This is a genomic window from Aquincola tertiaricarbonis, assembly GCF_023573145.1.
Taxonomy (GTDB): domain Bacteria; phylum Pseudomonadota; class Gammaproteobacteria; order Burkholderiales; family Burkholderiaceae_C; genus Aquincola; species Aquincola tertiaricarbonis_B.
The window spans coordinates 147380-172196 of the sequence record NZ_CP097635.1 but is presented as its reverse complement, the minus strand read 5'-3'; the positions used below and the strand labels follow the sequence as shown (position 1 = coordinate 172196).

The window sequence follows — 24817 nt, the reverse complement described above, 5'->3', positions numbered from 1 at the left end:
CGCAAGCGAATCGTTCTCTTGGGGGTGTTCTCAGCTTCCCAGCACGTCGGTGGCGTCGCGCCGCAGCAGGGCCGTGAGCAGCGGCGGCTCGAAGTGGCGCTGGATGGTGATGGCGTAGAAGGTTTCGATCAGATCGGGCACCACGCAGTACTCCACCAGCTGGCCGCTGGCCAGTTCGTCGCGCACCACCACGCTGGGCAGCAAGGCCACGGCGCCGGCGCCGGTGTCGCGGGCCAGCAGCCGCAGCATCGCCATGTCGTCTACCTCGGCCAGCACCTGGCAGCGCAGGCCGTGCTGTTCGCACAGCAGGTCGAAGCCGGCGCGGATGTCGCTGCTGCGGCCGGGCAGCAGCAGCGGCACCTCGGCCAGGTCCTGCGGAAAGCGGAAGGCGCGGCGCCGGCCGCGGGGCCGGCCCACCAGGCTCACCGGCTGGCGTGCCAGCAGCCGGCAGCGCCAGGGGTGATCGGCATCGGCATGCACCCGGCGGTTGGACAGCACCAGGTCCAGCGTGTGCACGCGCAGCCGCTGCAGCAGCTCTTCCAGGCTGCCTGACTGCAGCACCAGCGACACGTCGCTGCGCTCCAGCAGCGGCCTGACGAAGTTCTCCTGGAAGTTGCGCGACAGCGTGGCCACCGAGCCGATGCGCAGCACCTGCAGCGCCTGCGAGCGGCCGTCGCGCAGCATGGCCAGCAGCTCGTTGCCCGAGGTGAAGATGGACTCGGCATAGGTGAGCGTCATGCGGCCGGCTTCGGTCAGCTGCAGCCTGCGCCCCACGCGCTGGAACAAGGCATGCCCCAGCTGATCTTCCAGGCGCTTGATCTGCGTGGACAGCACCGATTGCGACACGTGCAGCTGCGCCGCGGCGCGGGTCAGGTGGCCTTCCTTGGCGACGGCCCAGAAGTAGTGCAGGTGGTGGAAGTTCAACCGGGACATGCCTGCATCCTTCGCTTTCGTGGAACGTTTCGTCAGCAACAATGAATTTTACGGAAGTGACGCCGGCGGGCACAGTGGCGGCCAGTGATTGGATGGATGCCGCGCCATGGAAACCTTGCTGCCCGAACTTGCGCCCTGGCGCGCGGCCTTGCTGGCCCTGCCTCCCTTGATGCTGGGCCTGGCGGCACTGGCAGCGTCGCTGTTCCACCGTCAGGTCGACATGCTGTGGCGCCTGGCGCGTGTGGCCATCGGCCTGGCGCTGCTGGCGGCGCTGCTGTCGCTGGTGGGGCTGGTCAGCGGTGGCGCCGGCATCTGGCATGGCCCGGTGCTGGTGGTGCTGGGCGAAGCCGGCGCGGTGCGCCCCGGCCTGCGCAGCGACCTGCTGGGCGGCGTGGTGATGCTGCTGGTGTGCTTCATCGGCTGGGTGATCACCGGCTACTCGCGCACCTACCTGCAAGGGGCGGACGGCCAGCCGCGCTACGTGCGTGGGCTGATAGGCACCCTGGCCGCAGTGGCGCTGCTGGTGGGCACCAACAACCTCGCGGTGCTGGCCGTGGCCTGGGTGGCCACCAGCCTGCAGCTGCATGGGCTGCTCACCTTCTTCCGCCAGCGGCCGGCGGCGCTGATCGCCGCGCACAAGAAGTTCATCGCCAGCCGCGTGGGCGACCTCTGCCTGCTGGGCGGCGTGGCGCTGCTGGGCCTGCGGCTGGGCACGCTGGACATCGACGCGGCGCTGGCCGCGTTGGCGCAGCGCCCGGGCCCTGACGGCCATCTGCAGGCCGCGGCCTTGTTGCTGGCCGCCAGCGCCTTGCTCAAGTGCGCGCAGCTGCCGGTGCACGGCTGGCTCATCCAGGTGATGGAGGCGCCCACGCCGGTCTCGGCCCTGCTGCATGCGGGCGTGGTCAACCTGGGCGGCTTTCTGCTGCTGCGGGTGGGCGGCCTGGTGGCCGAGGTGCCGGCTGCGCAGGCGCTGCTGGTGGTGGCGGGCAGCGCCACCGCGGTGGTGGCGGCGCTGGTGATGATGACGCGCATCAGCATCAAGGTGTCGCTGGCCTGGTCCACCTGCGCGCAGATGGGCTTCATGCTGATGCAGTGCGGCCTGGGCCTGCATGCGCTGGCGCTGCTGCACCTGGTGGCCCACTCGCTGTACAAGGCGCATGCCTTCCTGTCGGCTGGGGGTGCGGTGCAGCAGGCCCGGCTGCGGCAGTTGATGCCGCCCGCGCCGCGGCCTGGTGCGCTGGCCTGGGCCGGTGCCGCGGTGGCCGGCCTGGGGCTGGCGGCCCTGGCCGCCGCGGCCTGGGGCCTGGGCGCGGTGCCGCAGGGCCCGCTGCTGGCCGCGACGGTGATCCTGGGGCTGGCGCTGGCACCGCTGATGGTGCGGGCGCACAGCGGGCGCGCTGCGCTGCGCGGCCTGCTGGTGGCGGCTGGCGTGGCCGGTCTGTACCTGGGGCTGCATGCGCTGGTGGAAGGTGCCTGGGCCGCCGCGCACCCGGTCAGCCTGCACGGCCACGCGGCGCCTGCGTGGCTGCAGGCGGGGCTAGTGGCCTGGGTGGTGGGCTGCTTCGCGCTCCTCTTCATCCTGCAGGCGGTGGTGCTGGCCGCGCCGCACAGCGCGTTGGCTCGCCGCTTGTATCCGGTGATGTTCGGCGGGCTGTACCTGGACGAGTGGTTCACCCGCCTCACCTTCCGCCTGTGGCCGGCCCGCCTGCCGCCGCCGCCGACCCTGCCCGTGCCGCGTCCGCACGCCGACGTGCGGCCCCAGCAATCCACCTGAAGCCGGAGCACCGCCATGAGCCTGATGCTGGACCCGCCGACCGACACCCGCGACGAGACGCTTGACCACGAGGTACTGCGGCAGGCCATCCGCGCCGCCTGCGACCGCATCGCGCCCACCTGGCCGCTGGACCGTTTCATCGCGGTCAATCCCTGGTGGGGCCACCGCGACCGGCCCATCGAGGAGGCCGCCGCCCAGCTGGCGGTGCAGGCCGGCAGCCCGCTGCTGATGCCGCGTGCCGAGTTCCTGCGCCACTGGAAGGCCGGCACGCTGGGCGCGCCGGACCTGCAGGCCGCCATCGACGCCGCTGGTTCCCATGAAACGGTGGCCAGCCTGCTGGGCCGCTGCCAGGCCGACCCGCCACCGCCGGCCCGGCTGCCGCTGGTCACCGACCTGCTGGACGCCGGCCGCGACCTGCGCCATGCAGTGGCCTGGCGCGATGCGGTCACCCACCACATCAGCCAGTGCTGCGCCGCCTATTTCGACGATGCCCAGGCGGCCTGGGGCCCGGACCGCAGCGGGGGCCTGTATGCCTGCTGGCTGCGCCAGTCGGCCCATGACCTGGGCCCCGGCATGCTGATGGGGTTCCGTGGCTTCAGCCGCCGCGTGGCCCAGCTGCCGCGCGAGCCGCAGGCGCTCATCGCCCAGGCGCTGCAGGCGCTGCGGGTGCCCGCTCAGGCGCAGGAGGCCTACCTGGGCGCGCTGCTGCTCAGCATCAATGGCTGGGCGGCGTGGTGCGCCTACCTGCGCTGGCAGGCGCGGCTGCAGCAGCAGGACGACGACCACCTGGTGCAGCTGCTGGCGGTGCGCCTGGCCTGGGAATGGCTGCTGCACCAGGGGCATGCTGCGCACGACCTGGCCAGCCGGCTGGCCGCCGGCTGGCAGCGCCAGGCGCAGGCGGTGGCAGGGGCACGCCGCGCAGCCCGCGCCGACTGGTTGTGGCAGGACGCGCTTGAGCGCAGCTACCAGGCGCCGCTGTGCGAGGCGCTGGCCCATGGTGGCACGCAGCCCGAGACCGCCCCGGCGGTGCAGGCCGTGTTCTGCATCGACGTGCGGTCCGAGGTGTTCCGCCGCGCGCTGGAAGCGGCCGGCCCGCAGGTGCACACCCGCGGCTTCGCCGGCTTCTTCGCGATGCCGGTGGCCTGGCAGGCGCTGGGCACCGAGCTGCAGCGCCCGCAGCTGCCCGGCCTGCTGGCGCCCGCGTTGTGCGCCACCGAAGACAGCGACGAGCCGGGCCTGGGCCAGTGGCTGGCCCGGCGCCGCCGCCAGCGCCTGCGCTGGAGCCAGGCCTGGCAGGCCTTCAAGGGCAGCGCAGGCTCGGGCTTCTCGTTCGTGGAGTCGTGCGGGCTGGCGCTGGCCGCGCCGCTGCTGCAGCGCGGCCTGGGCCGCGGCGGGCGGGCGCAGCCGGTGGAGCAGGCCGGCCTGCCCGCCGATGCTGCGGCCCGCCTGCGCCCGCGCTGGCCGGCCGCGCCCGATGGCAGCGACCTGCCCGCCCGGGTGCAGGCCGCTGCCCAGGCGCTGACCGCGATGGGCCTGAAGCAGGGTCTGGCGCGGCTGGTGCTGCTGGCTGGCCATGGCAGCAGCAGCCAGAACAACCCGCATGCGGCCGGCCTGGACTGCGGTGCCTGCGGCGGCCAGACCGGCGAGGTCAATGCCCGGTTGCTGGCCGGCCTGCTCAACGACCCCGCGGTGCGCCAGGGCCTGCAGGCCCAAGGCATCGCGCTGCCGGCCACCACCTGGTTCGTGGCCGGCCTGCACGACACCACCACCGACGAGTGCCGGCTGTTCGACCTCGACCTGCTGCCCGCCAGCCATGCGCCCGACCGGGCGCAGCTGCAGGCCTGGCTGGCCGAGGCCGGCGACCGCGCCCGGGCCGAGCGCGCGCCCGGCCTGGGACTGGGCCACCTGGCGGGCGATGCGCCCGCACTGCGGCAGGCACTGCAGTCGCGCAGCCAGGACTGGGCGCAGCTGCGGCCCGAATGGGGCCTGGCCGGCTGCGCCGCCTTCATCGTGGCGCCGCGCCAGCGCACCCGCGGGCTGGACCTGGGCGGCCGCGCCTTCCTGCACGACTACGACTGGCGGCAGGACGAGGGCTGGCGTGTGCTCACGCTGATCCTCACCGCGCCGATGGTGGTCACGCAGTGGATCAATGCGCAGTACCACGCCTCCACCGTCGACCCCCAGCGCTACGGCAGCGGCGACAAGCTGCTGCACAACGTGGTGGGCGGCCACCTGGGCGTGTTCGAGGGCAATGGCGGCGACTTGCGCATCGGGCTGCCGCTGCAGTCGGTGCACGATGGCGAGGGCTGGCGCCATGTGCCGCTGCGGCTCAGCGTGTTCGTGCAGGCGCCGGCCGCAGCCATCGAGTCGGTGATCACCGGCCACGAGGTGGTGCGGCAGCTGGTGCACCACGGCTGGCTGCACCTGTTCCGCCTGGGCGATGACGGCGGCGTGTGGCGCTACCGGGTGGCGGAGGGCGGCGCGGCATGGGTTTCCGAGCAGGCAGCAGCGGCGGCGTGAATTTGTAACAAGGGCGATCCCTGCTTCAGTGCAGGGTGCCGGGGGTCGATAGCCCTGACGAACAGCCGTCGTCAACCGGGACCCCATGAAGCAACTGAAAATCTCCACCCGCCTGATCCTGGGCTTTGCCGCCATGGCCCTGGTCATTGCGGCCCTGGGCGTCATCGCCTTGCAGCGTGTGCAGGCGATCAACGATCAATTCACCCTGGCGCTGGACGACCGGTATCCCAAGATCAAGCGCTTCCTGACCATCCGGGATGGCAATGCCACGGTGTCGCGCGCCCTGCGCGACATGTTCATCCTGACGGAGCCGGCGCAGCTGCAGGCGCTCAAGGCCGAGATCGACGAGATCAGCAAGCGCACCTCGGCCGAGTTCAAGGTGCTCGAAACCTCGATGACCACGCCCAAGGGCAAGGCCGGTTTCGCGAAGCTCAATGCCGCGCGCATGGCCTACCGCGGCCCGCGCGACAAGCTGATCGAGCTGCTGATGGCAGGCAAGCGCGACGAAGCCCGGCAGCTGCTGGTGGCTGAAGTGGTGCCGCGCCAGCAGGACTACATGACCGCCGTCACCGAACTGGTGGAACTGGGCGGCCGCCTGATGGACGACGCCAGCCAGCAGGCCGAGGCGCATGCCACCACCACCCGTTGGACGGTCGGCCTGGCGATCGTGGCCGGCCTGCTGCTGGCCGCCGCCACCGCGGCCTGGATCATCCGCACGACGCTGCGCCCGCTGAACCAGGCCGTGGACGTGGCCCGCAGCGTGGCCGCCGGCGACCTGAGCAAGCAGTTCGACGCCAGCGGCAACACCGAGACGGCGCAGCTGCTGTCGGCCCTGAAGGACATGCAGACCCGCCTGGCCGACATCGTGGGCGAGGTGCGCGCCAATGCCGAGGGTGTGGCCACCGCATCGGCCGAGATCTCCTCGGGCAACAGCGACCTGTCGGCCCGCACCGAGCATCAGGCCTCGGCGCTGGAAGAGACGGCCGCCTCGATGGAGCAACTGGGCGCCACCGTGCGCACCAACTCCGACAACGCCCAGCAGGCCAACCAGCTGGCCCAGGCCGCCAGCGACGTGGCCACCCAGGGCGGCGAAGCGGTGCACCAGGTGGTGCAGACCATGAAGGGCATCAGCGAAAGCTCGCACCGCATCACCGAGATCATCGGCACCATCGACGGCATCGCCTTCCAGACCAACATCCTGGCGCTGAATGCCGCGGTGGAAGCCGCGCGCGCCGGCGAGCAGGGCCGCGGCTTTGCGGTGGTGGCCGGTGAAGTGCGCACGCTGGCGCAGCGCAGCGCCGAGGCGGCCAAGGAAATCAAGACGCTGATCGCCCAGAGCGTGGAGCGTGTGGAGCAGGGCACCCGCCAGGTGGACCAGGCCGGTGCCACGATCGAGCAGGTGGTCACCTCCATCCGCCGTGTCACCGACATCGTCGGCGAGATCAGCTCGGCCTCGCGCGAGCAGGCTTCGGGCGTGGCCCAGGTGGGTGAAGCGGTGACGGCGATGGACCAGGCCACGCAGCAGAACGCCGCGCTGGTGGAAGAGTCGGCCGCCGCCGCCGAAAGCCTGAAGATGCAGGCCCAGCAGCTGGTGCAGGCGGTGGCGGTGTTCAAGCTGGCGGGTGGCGCCGCGACGCCGGCCGTGGCCGCGCGCCCGGCAGCGGCCATGCCGGCCCCGGCGCCCGCTGCTGCACCGATGGCCCGTGTGGCGCGCCCGGTGGCCGCGGCACGCAAGCCGGCGGCGACCAGCGCCAAGGCGGCACGACCGGCTGCCGTGGCACCGGCTCCGGCGCGCGCGCCTGCAGCCGCCAAGGCCGCTGCGCCTGCCCCAGCCCCGGCGCCTGCCGCGGCGGTGGCCAACGACGACGACTGGTCCACGTTCTGACCGCCGGCCCGGCCGCTCGACAAAAGCGGCTTGCCACAACTACTGTATGAACATACAGTCAAGCCTCCACAAGGAGGCTTTCATGTATCCGTCCCTGCGTCAGCACTATCGTCCCACCGTCGATCGCCGGCCGGCCTGGCTGCGCTGGCTCTGGGCCTGGCTCTGAGCGGGGATTGATCCTGCAAGACCGCCGCGGGATGCGGCGGTGCCCTCAACGTTCCCAGGCGAACCCGAGCACCGGCGCCAGCGACGCGGTGCAGCAGTTCAGGCAATGGCCCGGGTTGCGGCGTGGCAGCCGCAGCGTGTGGTTGGTGCCGCAATGGCTGCAGCGCCACCAGCAGGTGCTCACCTCGGCGGCAGGCCTGCGCACCGGCGGCGCGCCGTCATCGGGCGCGTGCGTGGGGGCGGGGTCTGCCGGGTCGGTGGAAGGCATGGGGGTGGTGGCGGTCACATCAACACGGAAGGCGCTGGTGGCGTGGCGCTGGTATCGGCAGTTTTTTCGCCAGCCTGAAGGGTGACGCACCCAATCTGCCCCCCCGCGCCCGCTCAAGCCGCCTGTCCACGCCGCCGATAAATCGAGTCACGGGCCAGTCCCGGGGCGAGCAGCGTGGGTACCTTCTTTCGACATCCGACACCGTGCGGCGACAGCGCCGACCACCCCCCCGAACTGCTCCAGGCGCAGTTCGGCGCGCTGTCGCGCCTCGTGCCCTTGATGTACTTCATCCTGCTGGCCAACGCGTCGGTGCTGGCGTACACCTTCCGCTTGAAGGCGCCTGTCTCCCTCACGCTGTATCCCGCGCTGTGCTTCGGGGCCATCTTCGTCTGGCGCACGGTGAGCTGGTGGCAACGGCGCGAGCGCAGCATCACGCCGGATCAGGCGCGTCGTCAGCTGGCGGTGAGTTCGGTGCTGGCCAGCGTGTTGGGGGCCTTGCTGGCCGGCTGGGGCTTTGCGCTGTTTCCGCACGGCGACGCCTACGACCAGGGCCACGTGGCCTTCTTCCTCTCGCTCACGATGATCAGCAGCATGTTCTGCCTGGTGCATGCCTGGCCGGCGCCGCTGCTCATCGGCGCCTTTGCCGGCCTGCCCATCGTGGTGTTCCTCAGCCTGGCCGGCGTGCCGGTGTTCGCGGCCATGGCCAGCGACATGGCGCTGGTGACGCTGGCCACGCTGCTGGTGCTGCGCATCCAGGGCCGCGACTTCAACCGCATGATCGCGGCGCGGGCCGAGGTGGGCCGACGCGGGCAGGAACAGCAGCGCCTGCTGGGCATGATCGAGGACCTGCCCATCGCGGTGATGACGGCGGACCCGGTCAGCCTGCGCATCAACTACGCCAACCGCGCCGCGCTGTCGCTGGTGCGGCGCATCGAGCACCTGCTGCCCATCCGGGCCGACCAGCTGGTGGGCACCAGCATCGACGTGTTCCACCACCAGCCCGAGCAGCAGCGCCGGCTGCTGACCGATCCCGCACGCCTGCCGCACACCGCGCGCAGCCACGTCGGCGGTGAGATCCTGGAGCTGCAGGCCGCGGCCGTGACCGATTGCGGCGGCGAGCACCAGGGCGTGATGGTGACGCTGGCGCTGGTGACGGCGCAGGTGGAGGCCGAGCGCCGCATCCTGCACCTGGCGCACCACGATTCGCTGACCGGCCTGCACAACCGCTACACCTTCCATGAGCAGGTGGAGCAGCGCCTGGCCGGCGAGGGCGGCGGCGACGGCGAGATGGCCGTGCTGGTGATCGACCTGGACGGCTTCAAGATGGTGAACGACACCCTGGGCCACCGCGCCGGCGACTCGCTGCTGGGCGAGGTGGCGGCGCGGCTGCAGACCCACTGCGCCGGCCGGGCCACGGCGGTGGCGCGCCTGGGCGGCGACGAGTTCGCGGTGCTGCTGCCCGGCGGCGACCCGGCCACCGCCGAGCTGCTGGCCCACGGCCTGCTGGGCACGCTGTGCGCACCCTATCTGCTGGAGGGTGAGCGCCACACCCGCATCGGCGCCTCGGTGGGCATCGCGCTGTCGCCGCAGCACGGCCGCGACAGCGAAACGCTGCTGGCGCGGGCCGACATCGCGCTCTACGCCGCCAAGGCGGCCGGGCGCGCCACCGTGCGCACCTTCACCAGCGAGATGCTCACCCGCATCCAGGAGCGGGTGGACCTGGAGGCCCGCCTGCGCGCCGCGATGGAAGGCCAGCGCGGCCTCTTCGTGTTCTTCCAGCCCATCACCGACCTGGCCAGCGGCCGCATCACGGCGCGCGAGGCCCTGGTGCGCTGGTTCGACCCGCCGCGCGGCTGGATTCCTTCCAGCGAGTTCGTGCCGGTGGCCGAAGAGGCGGGGCTGATCGACCGGCTGGGCCAGTTCGTGCTGGGCCGCGCCTGCCTGGAGGCTGCCGGCTGGACCGACGGCGCCCGCGTGGCGGTGAACGTGTCGGCCGCCCAGCTGGGCCGCGGCACGCTGCTGCCGGCCGTGAGCCGGGCCTTGAAGGCCGCCGCGCTGCCGGCCGACCGGCTGGAGGTGGAGATCACCGAGACCGCGCTGCTGCTCAACGGCGCCCAGGCGCTGGCCGAGCTGCGGCTGCTGCGCGAGATGGGCGTGCGTGTGGCGCTGGACGACTTCGGCACCGGCTATTCGTCGCTGGCGCACCTGCGCAGCTTTCCATTCGACAAGATCAAGATCGACGGCTCCTTCGTGCGCGATGCCCTGCAGCGTCCCGAGTGCGCAGCCGTCGTGCGTGCGGTGGCCGAGCTGGGCCGCCGCCTGGGCGTGACGACGGTGGCCGAAGGCGTGGAGACGCCGGCCCACCTCGAGTGCGCCCGCGCCGAGGGGTGTACCGAAGTGCAGGGCTACCTGCTGGGCCGTCCGTTGCCCAGCCCGAAAGACCAGGCCGCCGTCGACGCTCTGTCGTCGCCCGTCGGCACGCCGCCGGACCGCCCGGTCCGGCCGGCCGCCACCGAGGAGGTGTGACATGCCCAATCCCCTGTCCCAGGAGCTGCGCCTGCAAGGGCTGGTGAAGCAGGAGCTCGAACTCAAGCGCCGCCGGCGGCTGGAGTTCCACCCCGAGGTCGAAGCCCGCTACGAGCAGGACGAAGGCCCCTCGCGCCGGCGCTGGCTGGTGCGCGGCGGCGTGGTGGGCCTGATGATCTGGAACCTGTTCGTCTTCAACGACTGGTTCATGCGCAACGACCAGTTCGGCGCGGTGCTCTCCTGGCGCCTGCTGATGACGGCCTACGGCGCCTGCATCCTGACCGCCATCTGGCGCAACTGGGTGTCGCCGCGCGCGCGTGAATGGATCCTGGCCGGCGCCTTGCCGATGGTGATGCTGTGCGCCTGCGTGATCCTGCGCCTGACCAGCAACGAGATGCGGATGTACGACCCCTTCGTCTTCAGCCTCGCGTTCCTGGTCATCAACATCTCGCTGCCGCTGCGTTTCAGGCAGGCCTTGTGGATGTCCGGCATCACGCTGCCGCTGACCGCCTTGTCCGTGGGCACCGACGAGCGCCTGCCCGAGCAGGCGCGCATCTTCGCCATCGGCCTGATGGCCGGCACCACGCTGTTCACGCTGCAGGCCTGCTACCGCATCGAGCGCAGCTCGCGCTACAGCTACCTGCTGCGGCTGCGTGAAACGCTGGCCTTCCGCGCCGCCGAGCGGCGGGCCGACGGTTTTGCCCGGCTGTCGCAGACCGATCCGCTGACCGGCCTGCCCAACCGCCGTGCCTTCGACCTGGCCATGCCCAGCCGCTGGCAGGAAGCGGCGCTGACCCGCCGCTGGCTGGCGCTGGTGCTGATCGACGTGGACAACTTCAAGCAGTACAACGACCTGTACGGCCACCCGGCGGGCGATGCCTGCCTGAAGCGCGTGGGCGAGGCCATGCGCGAGCACCTGCCGCCGCAGGCCTTCCTGGGCCGCATCGGCGGCGAAGAGTTCGCCGTGCTGGTGCAGGCCGACTCGGCCGCGCAATGCCAGCGGGTGGCCGAAGGGCTGCGGCAGGCGGTGGAAGCGATGGCGCTGCCGCATGGCGCCACCGAGCGTGGCGTGGTCACCATCAGCCTGGGGCTGGCGTTGCGCTCGCCCAGCGTCGATGGCCGTGCCGATTCGTTCATGGCCTCGGCCGATGCCGCGCTGTACGACGCCAAGCACCGCGGGCGCAACCGCTGCGCCCAGGCCAGCAACTACGGCGACCTGGAAGCCCCGGCAGCAGCCCGCGCGGGTTCCTAAGCGAAGTTCTAGGCGAAGTCCTAGGCGAAGGCGTCGAGCACGCTGTCGGTGATGCGCGAGGCGTCCTCGAAGGCCACCACCCGGTTGCGGCCGCCGCGCTTGGCGGCGTACAGCGCCACATCGGCGGCATGGGTGGCCGCAGCGCCATCGCGGTAGGTGTGGGCACGGTTGGTCATGCCCACGCTGATCGTCACCGAGCCCACCGTCTCCAGCGTCAGCGCCTCGACGGCCGCCCGCAGCTTCTCGGCCACCTGCTGGCCGCCTTCGGTGTCGGTCTCGGGCAGCAGCACCAGGAATTCCTCGCCGCCGGTGCGGGCCACGAAGTCGGTGCTGCGCAACGTGCGTTGCAGCAGTTGCGCCACCTGCACCAGCGTGGCGTCGCCCGCGGCATGGCCGTGGGTGTCGTTCACCCGCTTGAAGTGGTCGATGTCGATGCCCAGCAGCGTCAGCGGCTGGTGGTTGCGGCGGTGGCGGCTCAGCTCGCTGGCCAGCCGTTCGTCGGCGGCGCGCCGGTTGGGCAGGCCGGTGAGGGCGTCGCGCCGTGCCAGCTGGTTCAGCTCGGCATTGGCATGCGCCAGGGCCTGGGTGCGCTCGGCCACGCGGGCTTCCAGCGTCTCGTTGGCTTCACGCAGCGAGGCCTCGCGCGCGGCCAGCGTGGCCATCATGCCGGCCAGCGCGGTGCCCAGGCCGCGCACCTCGCTGGCGCCGCTGGGCGTGGGCAGGCGCACGTCGGCCTCGCCGGCGCCGATGCGCAGCGCCGCCTCATGGATGGCGGTGAGCGGCCGGCTCAGGCTGCCGGCGGCCCACCAGGCCACGGCCGCGGCCAGCAGGGCCACCACCAGGCCCGACCACCACACCACGCGCTGGGCTTCGTAGGCGGCGGCCAGTGCCACCGCGGCCGGCTGACGCACCACCACGCGCCAGCCCAGCTGGTTGGTCCGCGATTGCGGATGCACCGAGATGGCCGCGGTCAGGTAGTCGGTGCCGTCCTGCCATTCCAGCACCCTCGGGCCGGCCTGCAGCGTTTCCAGGGCCGGCGTCAGGGCGCGGTCGGCATCCGGCGGGTGGAGGATGGCCTGTCCCTCCGCATCCACCACGAACACGCGCACGCCCTGCTGGCGGGCGTCGCCGGTGCGCAGCAGCGAGATCACTTCGCGGCCCCAGTCCCAGTTCACATGCGCGCCGATCACCGCCACCACGCGGCCTTGAGGGTCGGTCAGCGGCGCGGCAAAGTCGATGAAGCGCGGCGGCGAGCCATCGGCCGAAGGCGCGAGCATCGCCGCCAGCAGCTTGGCCTTGTGCACGTCACCGGTGTACAGGCCTTGCAGCCCATGGGCGAACCAGGGCCGCTCGGACACGTTGGCGCCCACCAGCAGGTGGCCGGTGGCGGCCACCACCACGCCATCGGGCCTGGCCACGCCGATCCAGCTGTAGTGCGTGCGGTTGGCGGCGATGCGGTCCAGGTCGGCGTCGGTGACGGCCAGGCTGCCGTCGCTGCGCACCATCGGCAGCAGGCCGCCCTGGGCCACGCGGGCGATCTCGCCCAGCCGTGTGTCCATGCCTTCGGCCATCACCGCGGCGATGCCGCGTGCCAGGTTGTCGAGCGCGCGGCCCTGCTCGGCGGCCAGCTGGTGCGACATGGCCGCCCCCAGCATCCATGACAGGCTGCTGGTGGTCAGGGCCAGCAGCGTCGCCATGATGAAGGCCAGGCGAACTCGGAAACTGTTGAACATGGGCGGGCGTGCGCACGCGGGCCACGCCCGGCGTTTCATGACATCGGTGTCTTATCGGCCATTGCGGCGCCATCCTGAGCGGCAGGGCTGCCCGTGCGGCGGTGTAAGACCACCGTCAGCGCCCACAGGCCCACGCCGACGGCCAGCAGCACGCCCGCGATCTGGTACTGCACCGCGGCACGGCCCGTCCACGGGCCGGTGAGGAAGGCGCAGCTCAGCGCGCCCAGCACCGGCAGCAGCGTGGGCGTGCGGAAGTGCTTGTGGTCGACCTTGTCGCGCCGCAGCACCAGCACCGCCACGTTGACGACGGTGAACACGCACAGCAGCAGCAGCGCGGTGGTGCCGCCCAGCGCCGGCACGCCGCCGACGAAGGCGATGAGCCCGAAGGCCAGCAGCGTGGTGAAGCCGATGGCGATGTAAGGCGTGCGGCGGCTGCTGTGCACCTTGCCCAGCGCGGCGGGCAGCACCTGCTCGCGTGCCATGCCGTACACCAGCCGGCTGGCCATCAGCATGTTGATGAGGGCGCTGTTGGCCACCGCGAACATGGTGATGAGCCCGAAGATGCCGATCGGAAAGCCCGGCGCGCCGGCCTGCACCACCTGCAGCAGCGGCGTCTCGCCTTCGCCCAGCTTGTCGGGCGCCACCAGCGTGACGGCCGAGATGGACACCAGCACGTAGATGATGCCGGTGATGATCAGCCCGCCCAGCAGCACCTTGGGAAAGTGGCGCACCGGGTCCTTGCACTCCTCGGCCATGTTCACCGAGTCCTCGAAGCCCACCATCGCGAAGAAGGCCAGCGTGGTGGCCGCGATAACGGACCAGAACATGCCGCCGTCCACGTTGGGCTTGAACTGGGTGATGCGCGACACGTCGCCCTGGCCCTGGGTGATGGCCCACAGGCCGATGCCGATGATCAGCAGCAGACCCGACAGCTCCACGCAGGTGAGCAGCACGTTGAGCTTGACGCTTTCACCCACGCCGCGGAAGTTGACGGCCGCCACCAGCGCCATGAACACCAGGCCGATGGCGGTGATACCGAAGCCCCCCTCCAGCCCCAGCCCGAAGGCCTGCGACAGGTTGGCCGCAAACGCCCGCGAGGCGGTGCTGGCCGAGGTGATGCCGGAGCACATCACCGCGAAGGCCACGATGAAGGTGATGAAGTGGATGCCGAAGGCTTTGTGCGCATACAGCGCGGCGCCGGCGGCCTGCGGGTACTTGGTCACCAGCTCCAGGTAGCTGAAGGCGGTGATCACCGCCACCACGAAGGCCACCAGGAAGGGCAGCCACACCACGCCGCCCACCTGGGAGGCCACCTGGCCGGTGAGGGCGTAGATGCCGGTGCCCAGGATGTCGCCGACGATGAACAGCAGCAGCAGCCACGGGCCCATCACCCGGTGCAGGCTGGGCTCGGCCTTGGGGTTGTCGCTGCCGGCGGCCGGGGCGGTGGAGGTGGTCATCGCGCTCTCCTCAGGGTGCTGCTGTTGTGACGCCCGCGCGGCAGTTGCCATGCCTGCCCTGGCCACCCCCGGGGTTTACACCACGCTGCGGTGGCGGGCGATGCAGGTGTCCAGCACGTCTTCGCCAGGGCGCTGCCACCAGTGCTCCGAGAAGATCTCCACCTCGGCAAAGCCGCGGTAGCCGGCGGCTTCCACCCAGCCACGCAGCTGCCGCAACTCGATCACGCCGTCGCCCATCATGCCGCGGTCGTTCAGCAGGTCGCGGGTGGGGGTGAGCCAGTCGCACACGTGGTAGGCCAGCAGCCGCTCGCGCCCGGCGCGTTCGATCTGCGCCTGCAGCTGCGGGTCCCACCACACGTGGTAGGCGTCCAGCGCCACGCCCAGCGCGCCGCTGCGCTGCGGGTCCAGCTCGTCGCACAGGTCCAGCGCCTGCGCCAGCGTGTTGACGCAGGCGCGCTCGGCGGCCTGCATCGGGTGCAGCGGCTCGATGGCCAGTGGCAGGCCCACCTGGCGCGCGTGCGCCAGCGTGGCCGCGATGCCATCGCGCACCTCGCTGCGGGCGCGCGCGAGGCTTGTATAGGCAGGCTGGCCGTTCAGCGCGCCGGGCAGCGAGCCCACCACCAGCACCAGGCAGGGCGCGCCCAGGGTCATGGCCTCGTCGATGGCGTGGCGGTTGTCGTCCAGCGCGGCGCGCAGGCCCGCCTCATCGGCCGCCGGGAAAAAGCCACCGCGGCAGTAGCCCGACAACTGCATGCCGTGTGCGCGCAGCTGCCGCGCCGTGGCCTGCAGGCCGGCGGCCTGCACCTGGTCGCGCCAGGGGCTGATGGCGCGAATCTCGCGCCGCGCGCATTCGTCGATGATGCGGTCCAGCGTCCATTGCCGGCGCACCGTGGCGGTGTTGATCGACAGCCACTGGTGGCTGGCTTCGAAGCTGCGAATCACCTTGCTCATGCGTCGACCCCATGCAGCGCCAGCAGCGTGCGCATGCGCTGGGCGGCCAGGGCTGGGTCGTCCAGCAGGCGGGCGGCGTCGGCCAGGCGAAACAGCTCGGCCAGGTGCACCAGCGAGCGGGTGCTCTGCTGCCCGCCCACCATCGTGAAGTGCGACTGGTGGCCGTTGAGCCAGGCCATGAACACCACGCCCGTCTTGTAGAAGCGGGTGGGCGCCGCGAACATGTGGCGCGACAGCGGCACCGTGGGCGCCAGGATCTGGTGGAAGCGCGCTTCGTCGCCCGCGGCCAGTGCCGCCAGCGCCGCGCTGGCCGCGGGCGCGATGGCATCGAAGATGCCCAGCAGCGCATCGCTGTGCCCATGCACGCGCGCAGTGCCGTGGCCGTCGCCGGCGATCAGCTCGGCATAGTTGAAGTCGTCGCCGGTGTACATGCGCACGCCTTGGCCATCGCGGCCGCCGCGGGCCGGCAGGCGGCGGCGCATCGCGATCTCCTGCTGCTTGTCCAGCAGGCTGATCTTGATGCCGTCCACCTGGTCGGCATGCGCTTCGATGATGCCCAGCGCCGTGTCCATCGCCGCGGCCACGCTGCCACCGCCCCAGTAACCGGCCAGCGCGGGGTCGAACATCTCGCCCAGCCAGTGCAGGATGACCGGCTGCCGGGCCTGGCGCAGGATGCGGTCGTACACCCGCACATAGTCGTCCGGACCTCGGGCCACGCGGGCCAGCGCGCGGCTGGCCATCACGATCAGGCGGCCGCCCAGCGCCTCGATCGCCTCCATCTGCTCTTCATAGGCGCGGATCACGTCGTCCACGCTGCGCACCGCATCGGGCGAGAGCTGGTCGGTGCCGCAGCCGCAGGCCACCAGCGCGCCGGGATGGTCGCGGGCCGCGTCCAGGCTGCGGCGGATCAACGCCAGCGAGGTGGGCCAGTCCAGGCCCATGCCGCGCTGGGCGGTGTCCATGGCCTCGGCAACCCCCAGGCCCAGGCGCCACAGCCGCTGGCGGTAGGCGATGGTGGCGTCCCAGTCCACCGCGCACTGCAGCCAGGGGTCGATGGCGGCCAGTGGATCGGCCACCACGTGCGCGGCCGAGTAGGCGATGCGGTTGAAGGCCGGCTGTTGGCCCGCCGGGCTGGCCAGCGGTGCCGACGCCTGCAGTGTGTAGGGCCGCAGCGCGCCGTCGGCGGTGGGCAGGTTGAGGGTGATGGCCATGGGCTTACACCTGCAGCGCCGGCACGTCGATCCAGCGGCGTTCCTTCCAGCTGCGGGTGGCGGCTTCCACCAGTTGCACGCCCTTGGCGCCTTCGGGCAGCGTCCAGCGGTAGGGCGCGTCTTCCACGACATGGCGGATGAAGTGCTCCCACTGGATCTTGAAGCCGTTGTCGTAGACCTGGGTGTCGGGCACGTCCTGCCACTGGTCGAAGAAGGGCATGGTCTGCTTGACGTCGGGGTTCCACACCGGGCGCGGCGTGGTCACGCGCGACTGGGCGCGGCAGTCGGACAGGCCCGCCACGGCCGAACCGTCGGTGCCATCGACATGGAAGGTCACCAGGTCGTCGCGCCGCACGCGGGTGGCCCAACTCATGTTCAGCTGGGCGATGACCGGCTCGCCGTTGTGGCCCACCAGCTCGGCCGTGGCATAGGCGGCGTCGTCGGCAGTGGCCTCGTAGGGCCGGCCGGCTTCGTCCCAGCGGCGCGGGATGTGGGTGGCGCCTATGCACGAGATGCTCTTGACCTGGCCGAACAGGTTGTCCAGCACGTAGCGCCAGTGGCACATCATGTCGAGGATCATGCCGCCGCCGTCTTCCTTGCGGTAGTTCCAGCTCGGCCGCTGGATGGGCTGCAGGTCGCCTTCGAACACCCAGTAGCCGAACTCCAGCCGCACGCTGAGCATGCGGCCGAAAAAGCCCGCGCGGCGCAGCATGTCGAGCTTGCGCAGGCCGGGCAAAAACAGCTTGTCCTGCACCGCGCCGTGCTTCAGGCCCGAGGACTGGGCCACCTGGGCGATTTCCAGCGCCTCGGCCAGCGTGGTGGCAATGGGTTTTTCGCAATACACATGCTTGCCGGCGCGCAGTGCACGGGCCAGCAGCTGCGGCCGCATCTGCGTGGTGCCGGCATCGAAGAACACGGTGTCGGCCGGGTCGGCCAGCGCGGCGTCCAGGTTGGTGCCGAAGCGGGCGATGCCATGGGCCCGCGCCAGCGCCTCGATCTTCTCGGCGTCGCGGCCGATCAGGATGGGGTCGGGCATCACCCGGTCGCCGTTGCGCAGCGGCACGCCCCCTTGCGCGCGGATGGCGACGATGGAGCGGATCAGGTGCTGGTTCATGCCCATGCGGCCGGTGACGCCATGCATCACGATGCCGAGCCTTTGAGTGGCCATCTTCGAGTACTCCTTCGGTTTATTGGGGCGACAGGCCGGCGGCCTTGACGAGCTTGGCGTTGGCCGCGATCTCGTCCCGGATGTACTGGTCGAACTGCTCGGGCTGCAGCGTCCAAGGGTCGGCGCCCAGCTTGGCAAAGCGCTCCTTCACCTCGGGCGAGGCCAGGGCCTTGGCCACCTCGTCATGCAGGCGTTTGACGATCTCGCGCGGGGTCTTGGCCGGCGCCATCATCCCGATCCAGAAATTGAACTCGGAGCCGGGCACACCCGCCTCGGCGGTGGTGGGCACGTCGGGCAACGCGGCCGAGCGCTTGGGCGAGCCCACCGCCAGCGCCAGCAGCTGGCCGTCCTTGATCTGCCCGATCACCGGCGCGATGGGGGAGAAGTAGTAATCCACCCGGCCGCCCAGCACTTCACTCACCGCCTCGGCCGAGCCCTTGAACGGGATGTTGGTGGCTTCTATGTGGGCAGCCAGCTTGAACTTCTCGGCATTGAGGTGCGTGGCGCTGCCCTGGCCGGCCGAGGCGTAGTTGAAGCTGCCCGGCTTGGCCCGCGCCGCGGCCAGCAGGTCGGGCAGCGTCTTCACGCCCTTGGCCGGCGAGATCACCATCACATTGGCCAGCGACGCGATGGGCGTGATGCCGGCGAAATCGGCCTGGGTGTCGAACGGCAGCTTGGCAAAGGTCCAGGGGCTGACCGTGTGCGACGACGAGTGGATGAGCAGCGTGTAGCCGTCGGGCGGGGCGGCGGCCACCATCTGCTGGCCGATGGTGCCGCTGGCGCCGCCGCGGTTGTCCACGATCACCTGCTGGCCGAGGCTGGCGCTGAGCTTGTCGCTGATGGCGCGGGCCATGATGTCGGTGGTGCTGCCGGCCGCAAACGGCACGATCACGCGGATGGGCTTGCCGGGGTAGCCGTTGGCGCCCGGTCCCTGCGCGGCGGCGGGCCCTGCGGCCGCCAGCAGGCCGAGGCCCAGGCCGAAGGCGGTGGAGGACAGCGCCAGGGCGGCGCGGCGTACAGCGTTCATCGCGGTCTCCTCGAACTTCTAATTCACCGGTTGGTGAATTGATTCTAGGAGTGGGGCGTGCGCGGCGTACAGCCCGATGGGGCTGGGAGTTACCCGGGGCCGGTCGCGGCCCGGGTTGGGCCGAAGGGTGGCTTCAGGGCAGCAGGTAACCCAGGATCACGTCGCTCATGTGCGACAGGCGCTGCTGCAGCGCCTTGGGCGTCATCAGGTCGCGGCCGAACACTGCCGACAGCGTGTGGTTGTTCGACAGGTAGAAGTACGCCATGCCGGCGATGGACACGTACAGCTGCAACGGGTCCACCCCGCCGCGGAAGCTGCCTTCGCGCCGGCCGCGCTCCAGGATCTCGGCCAGCGTCTCGATCAGCGGGCTGTTCAGCTCACGCGCGCGCTGCGAATCGGCCAGGTGGCGGGCGCGGTGCAGGTTGGCGCTGTTGAGCAGGGTCAGGAATTCGGGGTGCTCGAGGTAGTAGTTCCAGGTGAACTCCACCAGGCGCCGCACGGCGTCCGCGGGCTTCAGGTCCAGCAGGTGCAGCGCCTGCTCGGCCGCGCGGATGTCGCGGTAGGCCTGCTCCAGCACCGCCTGGAACAGCCGTTCCTTGTCGGCGAAGTAGTAATAGATGAGCCGCTTGTTCAGGCCCGCCCGCTCGGCGATGCGGTCCACCCGCGCGCCACCCAGGCCATGCTCGGCGAACTCGTCGCGCGCGGCGGCCAGGATGGTGGCCTGCGAACGGTCCGCATCGCGCAGGCGTTCGTCGGTGACGGGAGTGGGCTCGGTGCTCATGGCGGGCGGCGGAGGGGCTCAGTTAACTTATTGGTGAATTATCGCCGCTGCGCGCTGGGCAAGCGCAGTGTGGGGCGGCGGTCGATTGTGGCGGCGGCGTCGGCGCTGTCCGACGCGCGCTGGCGTGGCGCGCCGATACACGCCGGTACAGGCGGCACGGAGCATCGGGGCTCCCGCTGGCGGTGCGCCCCTGTGCGCACTGCCGGCCCCACCGCCGTACTGCCTGGACGACCCGCATGCCCACTTCCTACGACGCCCGCCTCAGCGAAGGCACGCCGCACCCGCGCGGTGCGACCTGCATCGGCGACGGTGTCAACTTTGCGCTGTTCTCCGCCAACGCCACCAAGGTGGAGGTCTGCCTGTTCGATGAGAGCGGCCAGCAGGAGCTGGCGCGCATCGCGCTGCCCGAGTACACCGACGAGGTGTGGCACGGCCACATCGCCGGCATCCAGCCCGGCCAGCGCTACGGCTACCGCGTGCACGGCCCGTACGAGCCCGAGAAGGGCCATCGCTTCAACCCCCACAAGCTGCTGCTCGACCCCTACGCCCGCGCCCACGTGGGCGAGGTGCAGTGGCGTGACGAGCTGTTCGGCTACACCGTGGGCCACCCCGATGCCGACCTGAGCTTCGACGAGCGCGACAGCGCGCCCTTCGTGCCCAAGTGCGTGGTGGTGGACAGCAGCTTCGACTGGAAGATGCGTGAACGCGTGCGCGTGCCCTGGGACCGCACCGTGTTCTACGAAGCCCACGTCAAAGGCATGACCGAGCGCCATCCGCAGGTGCCCGAGGCCGAGCGCGGCACCTTCAAGGGCCTGGGCCATGAGGCCGTGATCCAGCACCTGAAGCAGCTGGGCGTCACCAGCATCGAGCTGCTGCCTTCGCAGACCTTCCTGAGCCAGCCCTTCCTGCTGGACAAGGGCCTGAAGAACTACTGGGGCTACGACACCATCGGCTTCTTCGCGGTGCACCCCGACTACCTGTGCGAGCCCAGCGTCGACGAGTTCAAGGAGATGGTCGACCGCTTCCACAAGGCGGGGCTGGAGGTCATCCTCGACGTGGTCTACAACCACACGCCCGAAGGCAACGAACTGGGCCCGACGCTCAGCTTCAAGGGCATCGACAACGCCAGCTACTACCGGCTGATGCCCGACCAGCCGCGCTACTACATCAACGACACCGGCACCGGCAACACCGTGAACCTGAGCCACCCGCGGGTGCTGCAGATGGTGACCGACAGCCTGCGCTACTGGGTGACCGAGATGCAGGTGGACGGCTTCCGCTTCGACCTGGCCACCATCCTGGCGCGTGAGCCGCATGGCTTCGACGACGGTGGCGGCTTCCTCGACGCCTGCCGCCAGGACCCGATCCTGTCCAGCGTCAAGCTGATCGCCGAGCCCTGGGACTGCGGCCCCGGCGGCTACCAGGTGGGCGGCTTTCCGCCGGGCTGGGCCGAGTGGAACGACCGCTTCCGCGACACCGTGCGCAGCTACTGGAAGGGCGAGCCTGGCACCGCCGCCGCGCTGGCCGGCTGCGTGACCGCCAGCGGCGACACCTTCAACCGCCGTGGCCGCCGGCCCTGGGCCAGCGTCAACTTCATCACCGCGCACGACGGCTATGTGCTGGCCGACTTGGTGAGCTACAACGAGCGGCACAACGAAGCCAACGGTGAGGACAACCGCGACGGCCACGGCGACAACCGCTCCTGGAACTGCGGCGCCGAGGGCCCGACCGACGACGAAGCCATCAACGCCCTGCGCGCGCAGCAGCAGCGCAACCTGCTGGCCACGCTGCTGCTGTCGCAGGGCACACCGATGATGGTGGCGGGCGACGAGTTCGGCCGCACCCAGCACGGCAACAACAACGCCTATTGCCAGGACAACGACATCTCCTGGCTGCAATGGGAGGCCATCGACGACCGTGGCCGTGCGCTGCAGGCCTTCGTGCAGCGGCTGCTGGCGCTGCGCAGCGAACTGCCGGTGCTGCGGCGCGGGCGCTTCCTCACCGGCCAGCCGCACGAGGAGCTGGGCCTGCGTGACGCCGTGTGGTGGGCCCCCGATGGGCAGGAGATGCAGCCCGGCCACTGGGAGGACGGCAACACCTTGTGCTTCGGCCTGATGCTGGACGGCCGCGCGCCGCGCAGCCACCTGGAACGCCCGGCCGACGATGCCTCGGTGCTGATGCTGTTCAACGCCTGGCATGAGCCCATCGACTTCACGCTGCCGCCGCCGCCCGAAGACGGCCGCCAGTGGGCCCTGGCGGTGGACACCGCCCAGCCTGACGCCGACGGCGGCATGGCAGCGGGCGGCGAAGTGCGCCAGATGGCGGGCCGGTCGCTGCTGCTGTTCGTCTCACGCTGAGCGGGCGGGAACGGTGTTTGCCCGCTGCCTGCAGGCGCATGCATCGGCAGCGGAGGTCGATATGGAGTGGCAATACGAGCTCGTCCAGGACGTGGATCTTCTGTGGCGTTGGGCGATGGTCTCGGACAAGCAGCGGTCGCTGACGACGATGGAGGTGTCGTTGGTGGCCTTTCCCACCCGGGCCGAGGCGCACGAGGACCTGCAGGTGCAGCTGGCCGGCCGCTGGGACAGCCGCGGCCACCTGCAGATCCCGGCCAGCCATGTGCAGAAGCTGGTGCGCGGCGTGGCCTGGCACCGCGCCGAGTGCGGCGGCCTGGTGGACGTGGCCATCATCAAGCACCCGCGCGACGCCACCGGCTGCAACTGGAACATCGGCCCGATGAGCGGCCTGAGCTGCGAGCAGTGCAAGGCGGCGTTGATCGATGAGATCAACGTGCTGCGCCAGTGGTACTCCGTGCCCGACGGCATCTGATTTTCAAGCGAAGGAGCCCCCATGCCCAGCACCGATTGGTCTGCCAAGCGCGAGCGGCAGTACGAGCACATCAAGAGCGGCCTGAAGGAACGCGGCAAGCCGACGAAGGTGGCCGAGGAGATCGCCGCCCGCACCGTGAACAAGGAGCGGGCGCAGCACGGCGAATCCAAGACCGGCAGCAAGTCCTCCGTCAACGACGTCTCCCCCAGCCACCGCGGCGGCCAGCGCTCCCACACCGGCGAGGGCGGGCGCACCTATGCGCAGCTGTACAACGAGGCCAAGCACAAGGGCGTCAAGGGGCGGTCGAAGATGAACAAGCAGGAGTTGCTGGAGGCGGTGGGGCGGTAGGGGCACTGCAGCCGGGCTTCAGGCTGGACGCTGCGCACCCCGGATACCTATGCAGTTGCCCCAAGGATCCCGTACTTGGCACATGACCCGGCCGTTCTCGATCGCCATCGGACCGCGGTACAGGACGGCGCCCTGTGACTGCAACCAAGCCAGCACTGAGGTGCAATCGGGAACTTCCCAGTACGGCACCGTGCCGGCTGCACCGGAGGCAACCTTGTCGTCGGCGGGTACGAACTCAAGCTGAACGCCGCCTAGGTGCAGCGTTTCCAGGCCAGGGACGGTCTGGACATGGACGGCGTCGGGGAATGCATTCTGATACCAGGCCCGAGCGGCCGCTGGATCTGCCGCGTGGATCATGAGTGCGATCAACTGTGTCATCAAGGTTTCTGCCGGGCACTAGCGTCCGTCAACCAAGGACGGGCAGGGGCGGCATTCTGCCGCCGTTGCTGAAATACCCCGCGTGGCGCTGATCGCCATCTGTTCGGCATGAGCAGAGCCAATGACCGCAAGCAAGCGCTCATCGACCTGCTCCTTGGTGTCTGACCTCGCCCAAGTCGCCGCGCACGTCATCCAGCCGGATGAGTACGGACGGCAATGCGTCGCTGATAGCGCAGTTGCGGTGTCACGACTGAGCTGGCATCGGATGGACGCCGCCCGCGCAGGGTGTTGCCAGCAGCCGACCACATCTCATCCCACCCGCACCCCGCGCAGTCCCTTCCCCGCCACCATCGCCGGCGCCACGCCCACCCGCACGCGGCTGCCACCGCTGGCGCGCCGCTCCACCCCCGGCAGGGCGATCAGCCCCGTCCGCGCCGAAGGCGCGCCGCGCGCCGCCGCCGGCTGCGGCACCGGCAGACCCCAGCCCTCGGTCGCCTGCGCAAAGCTGCTGTCGCGCCACGGCGTGCCGTCCAGCCCGGCGCGGGTGGCGCCGTGGATCACGGCGTCGGCTTCTGCCGTCGTCAGCTCCAGCGACAGCCGCTGCCAGCGACGCTGCATCAGCGGGTCGGTCCAGGCGGCCAGCATCGCGGTCTTCATCGCGGCGGCGTCCCAGGGGTGGCCGCCGGCCACGCGGCGGGCCAGCAGCGTGGTCATGAACACGTGGAAGGCGGGGCGGGCGCGGGCCGGCACCAGCGCGGCGATCGGCGCCAGCCGGGGCAGCTCGGCGGTGCCGGCGAAGGGCAGCGACAACACCACCTGCAGCGCCTGCACCGGGTTCAGCACCCGCACGCGGTTGGGCGGCAGCATCAGCAGCGGCAGCGCGGCGGCCTGCGCATGCGGCAGCGGCGTGGCAAAGCTGATCAGCACCGCCAGCCGCAGCCACTGCGCAGCGGTCAGGCCTTCCAGCGTGTCGTCGGCGGGCAGGGCCTCGGCCTCACGGGCGGTCAGCAGCGCGGCCTGGGCGTCGCGGCCGGCGCGGGCGGCCTGGGCGCGGCGGCTGATCATGGCCAGGTTGCCGGCCGCGTAGGCGGCCTGCGGGTTCAGGCGCTCGATCACGCCGTCGCTGGCGTGGCCGGTGTGCTGCGTCAGCCGTTCGCCGGTCACGGGGCAGTGGCTCACCGTGATCTGCCGCAGCAGGTTTGGGGTGACTTGCAGGTCTTCAAATGCCGCGCCGCGCAGCCAGGCCTGCAGCCGCAGCGCCAGCCACTGGCGCACGGCGGGCGTGGCGGGGCGGGTGCGGCGGCGGAAGGCGGGTTGGCCGGCGTCCCAGCCTTGGCGCACCGGGTGGCCGAACAGCATCTGGTCGGCCGGCGGCGTCAGGCCGTAGCGGGCGTGGTCGCGGCCGATGTCCCAGCCGCTGCGCTCGAAGGCGGTGGTGGGGGCGCCGGCGGGCTGCAGCGCATGGCCGGCGGCCGAGGGCTCGGCACCGAATTCGGGAGCGAAGGCAAGGGCGGCTTGGGCCATGGTCGGGTCTTTGCAGTAGGCGCCGGGACATCCCCGGCAACACCAGTCTGGGTGGTCACAGGCTCAAGGCGTGAGCCTGCGCTACGC

The 24817-nt window shown here is 71.1% G+C and carries 19 protein-coding genes; 8 read left to right on the top strand and 11 right to left on the bottom strand.

The genetic code is table 11. From position 1 onward, the window contains the following. Positions 1–30 precede the first annotated feature (30 nt). Entirely contained in the window at positions 31–933 is a 903-nt protein-coding gene (locus MW290_RS00780; protein WP_250195458.1) for a LysR family transcriptional regulator, read from the bottom strand. Positions 934–1039: 106 nt separating this feature from the next. Between MW290_RS00780 and MW290_RS00775 the strand changes: the two genes are divergently transcribed. The 3 genes from MW290_RS00775 to MW290_RS00765 all read left to right on the top strand — a co-directional run bounded on the left by MW290_RS00775 (position 1040) and on the right by MW290_RS00765 (position 7112). Further along, on the top strand, positions 1040–2707 hold the full coding sequence (locus MW290_RS00775; RefSeq protein ID WP_250195457.1) for an NADH-quinone oxidoreductase subunit L: 1668 nt from the start codon (positions 1040–1042) through the stop codon (positions 2705–2707). A gap of 15 nt (positions 2708–2722) precedes the next feature. Then, the gene (locus MW290_RS00770; RefSeq protein ID WP_250195456.1) at positions 2723–5227 is read left to right on the top strand and encodes a YbcC family protein; all 2505 of its coding nucleotides are present in this window, start codon (positions 2723–2725) and stop codon (positions 5225–5227) included. Between the two features lie 85 nt (positions 5228–5312). Further along, positions 5313–7112, top strand: a complete 1800-nt coding sequence (locus MW290_RS00765) for a methyl-accepting chemotaxis protein (protein WP_250195455.1) — start codon at positions 5313–5315, stop codon at positions 7110–7112. 211 nt (positions 7113–7323) lie between these two features. Here MW290_RS00765 and MW290_RS00760 read toward each other — a convergent pair whose 3' ends face one another. After that, entirely contained in the window at positions 7324–7545 is a 222-nt protein-coding gene (locus tag MW290_RS00760) for a hypothetical protein (protein WP_250195454.1), read from the bottom strand. A 174-nt stretch (positions 7546–7719) separates the two neighbouring features. Between MW290_RS00760 and MW290_RS00755 the strand changes: the two genes are divergently transcribed. Both MW290_RS00755 and MW290_RS00750 read left to right on the top strand, forming a co-directional pair. Continuing rightward, positions 7720–10071: a putative bifunctional diguanylate cyclase/phosphodiesterase gene (locus MW290_RS00755; RefSeq protein ID WP_250195453.1), complete on the top strand. Its 2352-nt coding sequence runs from the start codon at positions 7720–7722 to the stop codon at positions 10069–10071. 1 nt (position 10072) lies between these two features. Beyond that, entirely contained in the window at positions 10073–11323 is a 1251-nt protein-coding gene (locus tag MW290_RS00750) for a GGDEF domain-containing protein (RefSeq protein ID WP_250195452.1), read from the top strand. Between the two features lie 20 nt (positions 11324–11343). Here the strand turns inward: MW290_RS00750 and MW290_RS00745 are convergent, their stop codons facing one another. From MW290_RS00745 to MW290_RS00715, 7 genes are all read right to left on the bottom strand, one after another. Next, entirely contained in the window at positions 11344–13056 is a 1713-nt protein-coding gene (locus MW290_RS00745) for a sensor domain-containing diguanylate cyclase (RefSeq protein ID WP_250195451.1), read from the bottom strand. 35 nt (positions 13057–13091) lie between these two features. After that, the gene (locus MW290_RS00740; protein ID WP_250195450.1) at positions 13092–14513 is read right to left on the bottom strand and encodes an APC family permease; all 1422 of its coding nucleotides are present in this window, start codon (positions 14511–14513) and stop codon (positions 13092–13094) included. 75 nt (positions 14514–14588) lie between these two features. Then, the gene (locus MW290_RS00735; RefSeq protein ID WP_250195449.1) at positions 14589–15464 is read right to left on the bottom strand and encodes a sugar phosphate isomerase/epimerase family protein; all 876 of its coding nucleotides are present in this window, start codon (positions 15462–15464) and stop codon (positions 14589–14591) included. Beyond that, on the bottom strand, positions 15461–16675 hold the full coding sequence (locus MW290_RS00730) for a dihydrodipicolinate synthase family protein (protein ID WP_250195448.1): 1215 nt from the start codon (positions 16673–16675) through the stop codon (positions 15461–15463). The genes MW290_RS00735 and MW290_RS00730 overlap by 4 nt, the downstream gene beginning before the upstream one ends. A 4-nt stretch (positions 16676–16679) precedes the next feature. Further along, entirely contained in the window at positions 16680–17843 is a 1164-nt protein-coding gene (locus MW290_RS00725) for a Gfo/Idh/MocA family protein (RefSeq protein ID WP_250195447.1), read from the bottom strand. 19 nt (positions 17844–17862) lie between these two features. Continuing rightward, entirely contained in the window at positions 17863–18870 is a 1008-nt protein-coding gene (locus tag MW290_RS00720; protein WP_250195446.1) for a tripartite tricarboxylate transporter substrate binding protein, read from the bottom strand. A gap of 133 nt (positions 18871–19003) precedes the next feature. Then, positions 19004–19651: a TetR/AcrR family transcriptional regulator gene (locus MW290_RS00715; RefSeq protein ID WP_250195445.1), complete on the bottom strand. Its 648-nt coding sequence runs from the start codon at positions 19649–19651 to the stop codon at positions 19004–19006. 236 nt (positions 19652–19887) lie between these two features. Between MW290_RS00715 and glgX the strand changes: the two genes are divergently transcribed. From glgX to MW290_RS00700, 3 genes are all read left to right on the top strand, one after another. Continuing rightward, on the top strand, positions 19888–22008 hold the full coding sequence (gene glgX, locus MW290_RS00710) for a glycogen debranching protein GlgX (RefSeq protein WP_250195444.1): 2121 nt from the start codon (positions 19888–19890) through the stop codon (positions 22006–22008). A gap of 61 nt (positions 22009–22069) precedes the next feature. After that, entirely contained in the window at positions 22070–22480 is a 411-nt protein-coding gene (locus MW290_RS00705; RefSeq protein WP_250195443.1) for a hypothetical protein, read from the top strand. Between the two features lie 21 nt (positions 22481–22501). Further along, the gene (locus tag MW290_RS00700; protein WP_250195442.1) at positions 22502–22828 is read left to right on the top strand and encodes a plasmid stabilization protein; all 327 of its coding nucleotides are present in this window, start codon (positions 22502–22504) and stop codon (positions 22826–22828) included. An 18-nt stretch (positions 22829–22846) separates the two neighbouring features. Here the strand turns inward: MW290_RS00700 and MW290_RS00695 are convergent, their stop codons facing one another. Further along, positions 22847–23206, bottom strand: coding sequence for a VOC family protein (locus MW290_RS00695; RefSeq protein WP_250195441.1), 360 nt, complete (start codon positions 23204–23206; stop codon positions 22847–22849). A 309-nt stretch (positions 23207–23515) separates the two neighbouring features. Next, complete coding sequence (locus tag MW290_RS00690; RefSeq protein WP_250195440.1) at positions 23516–24730, bottom strand: hypothetical protein; 1215 nt, start codon at positions 24728–24730, stop codon at positions 23516–23518. Positions 24731–24817 lie beyond the last annotated feature (87 nt).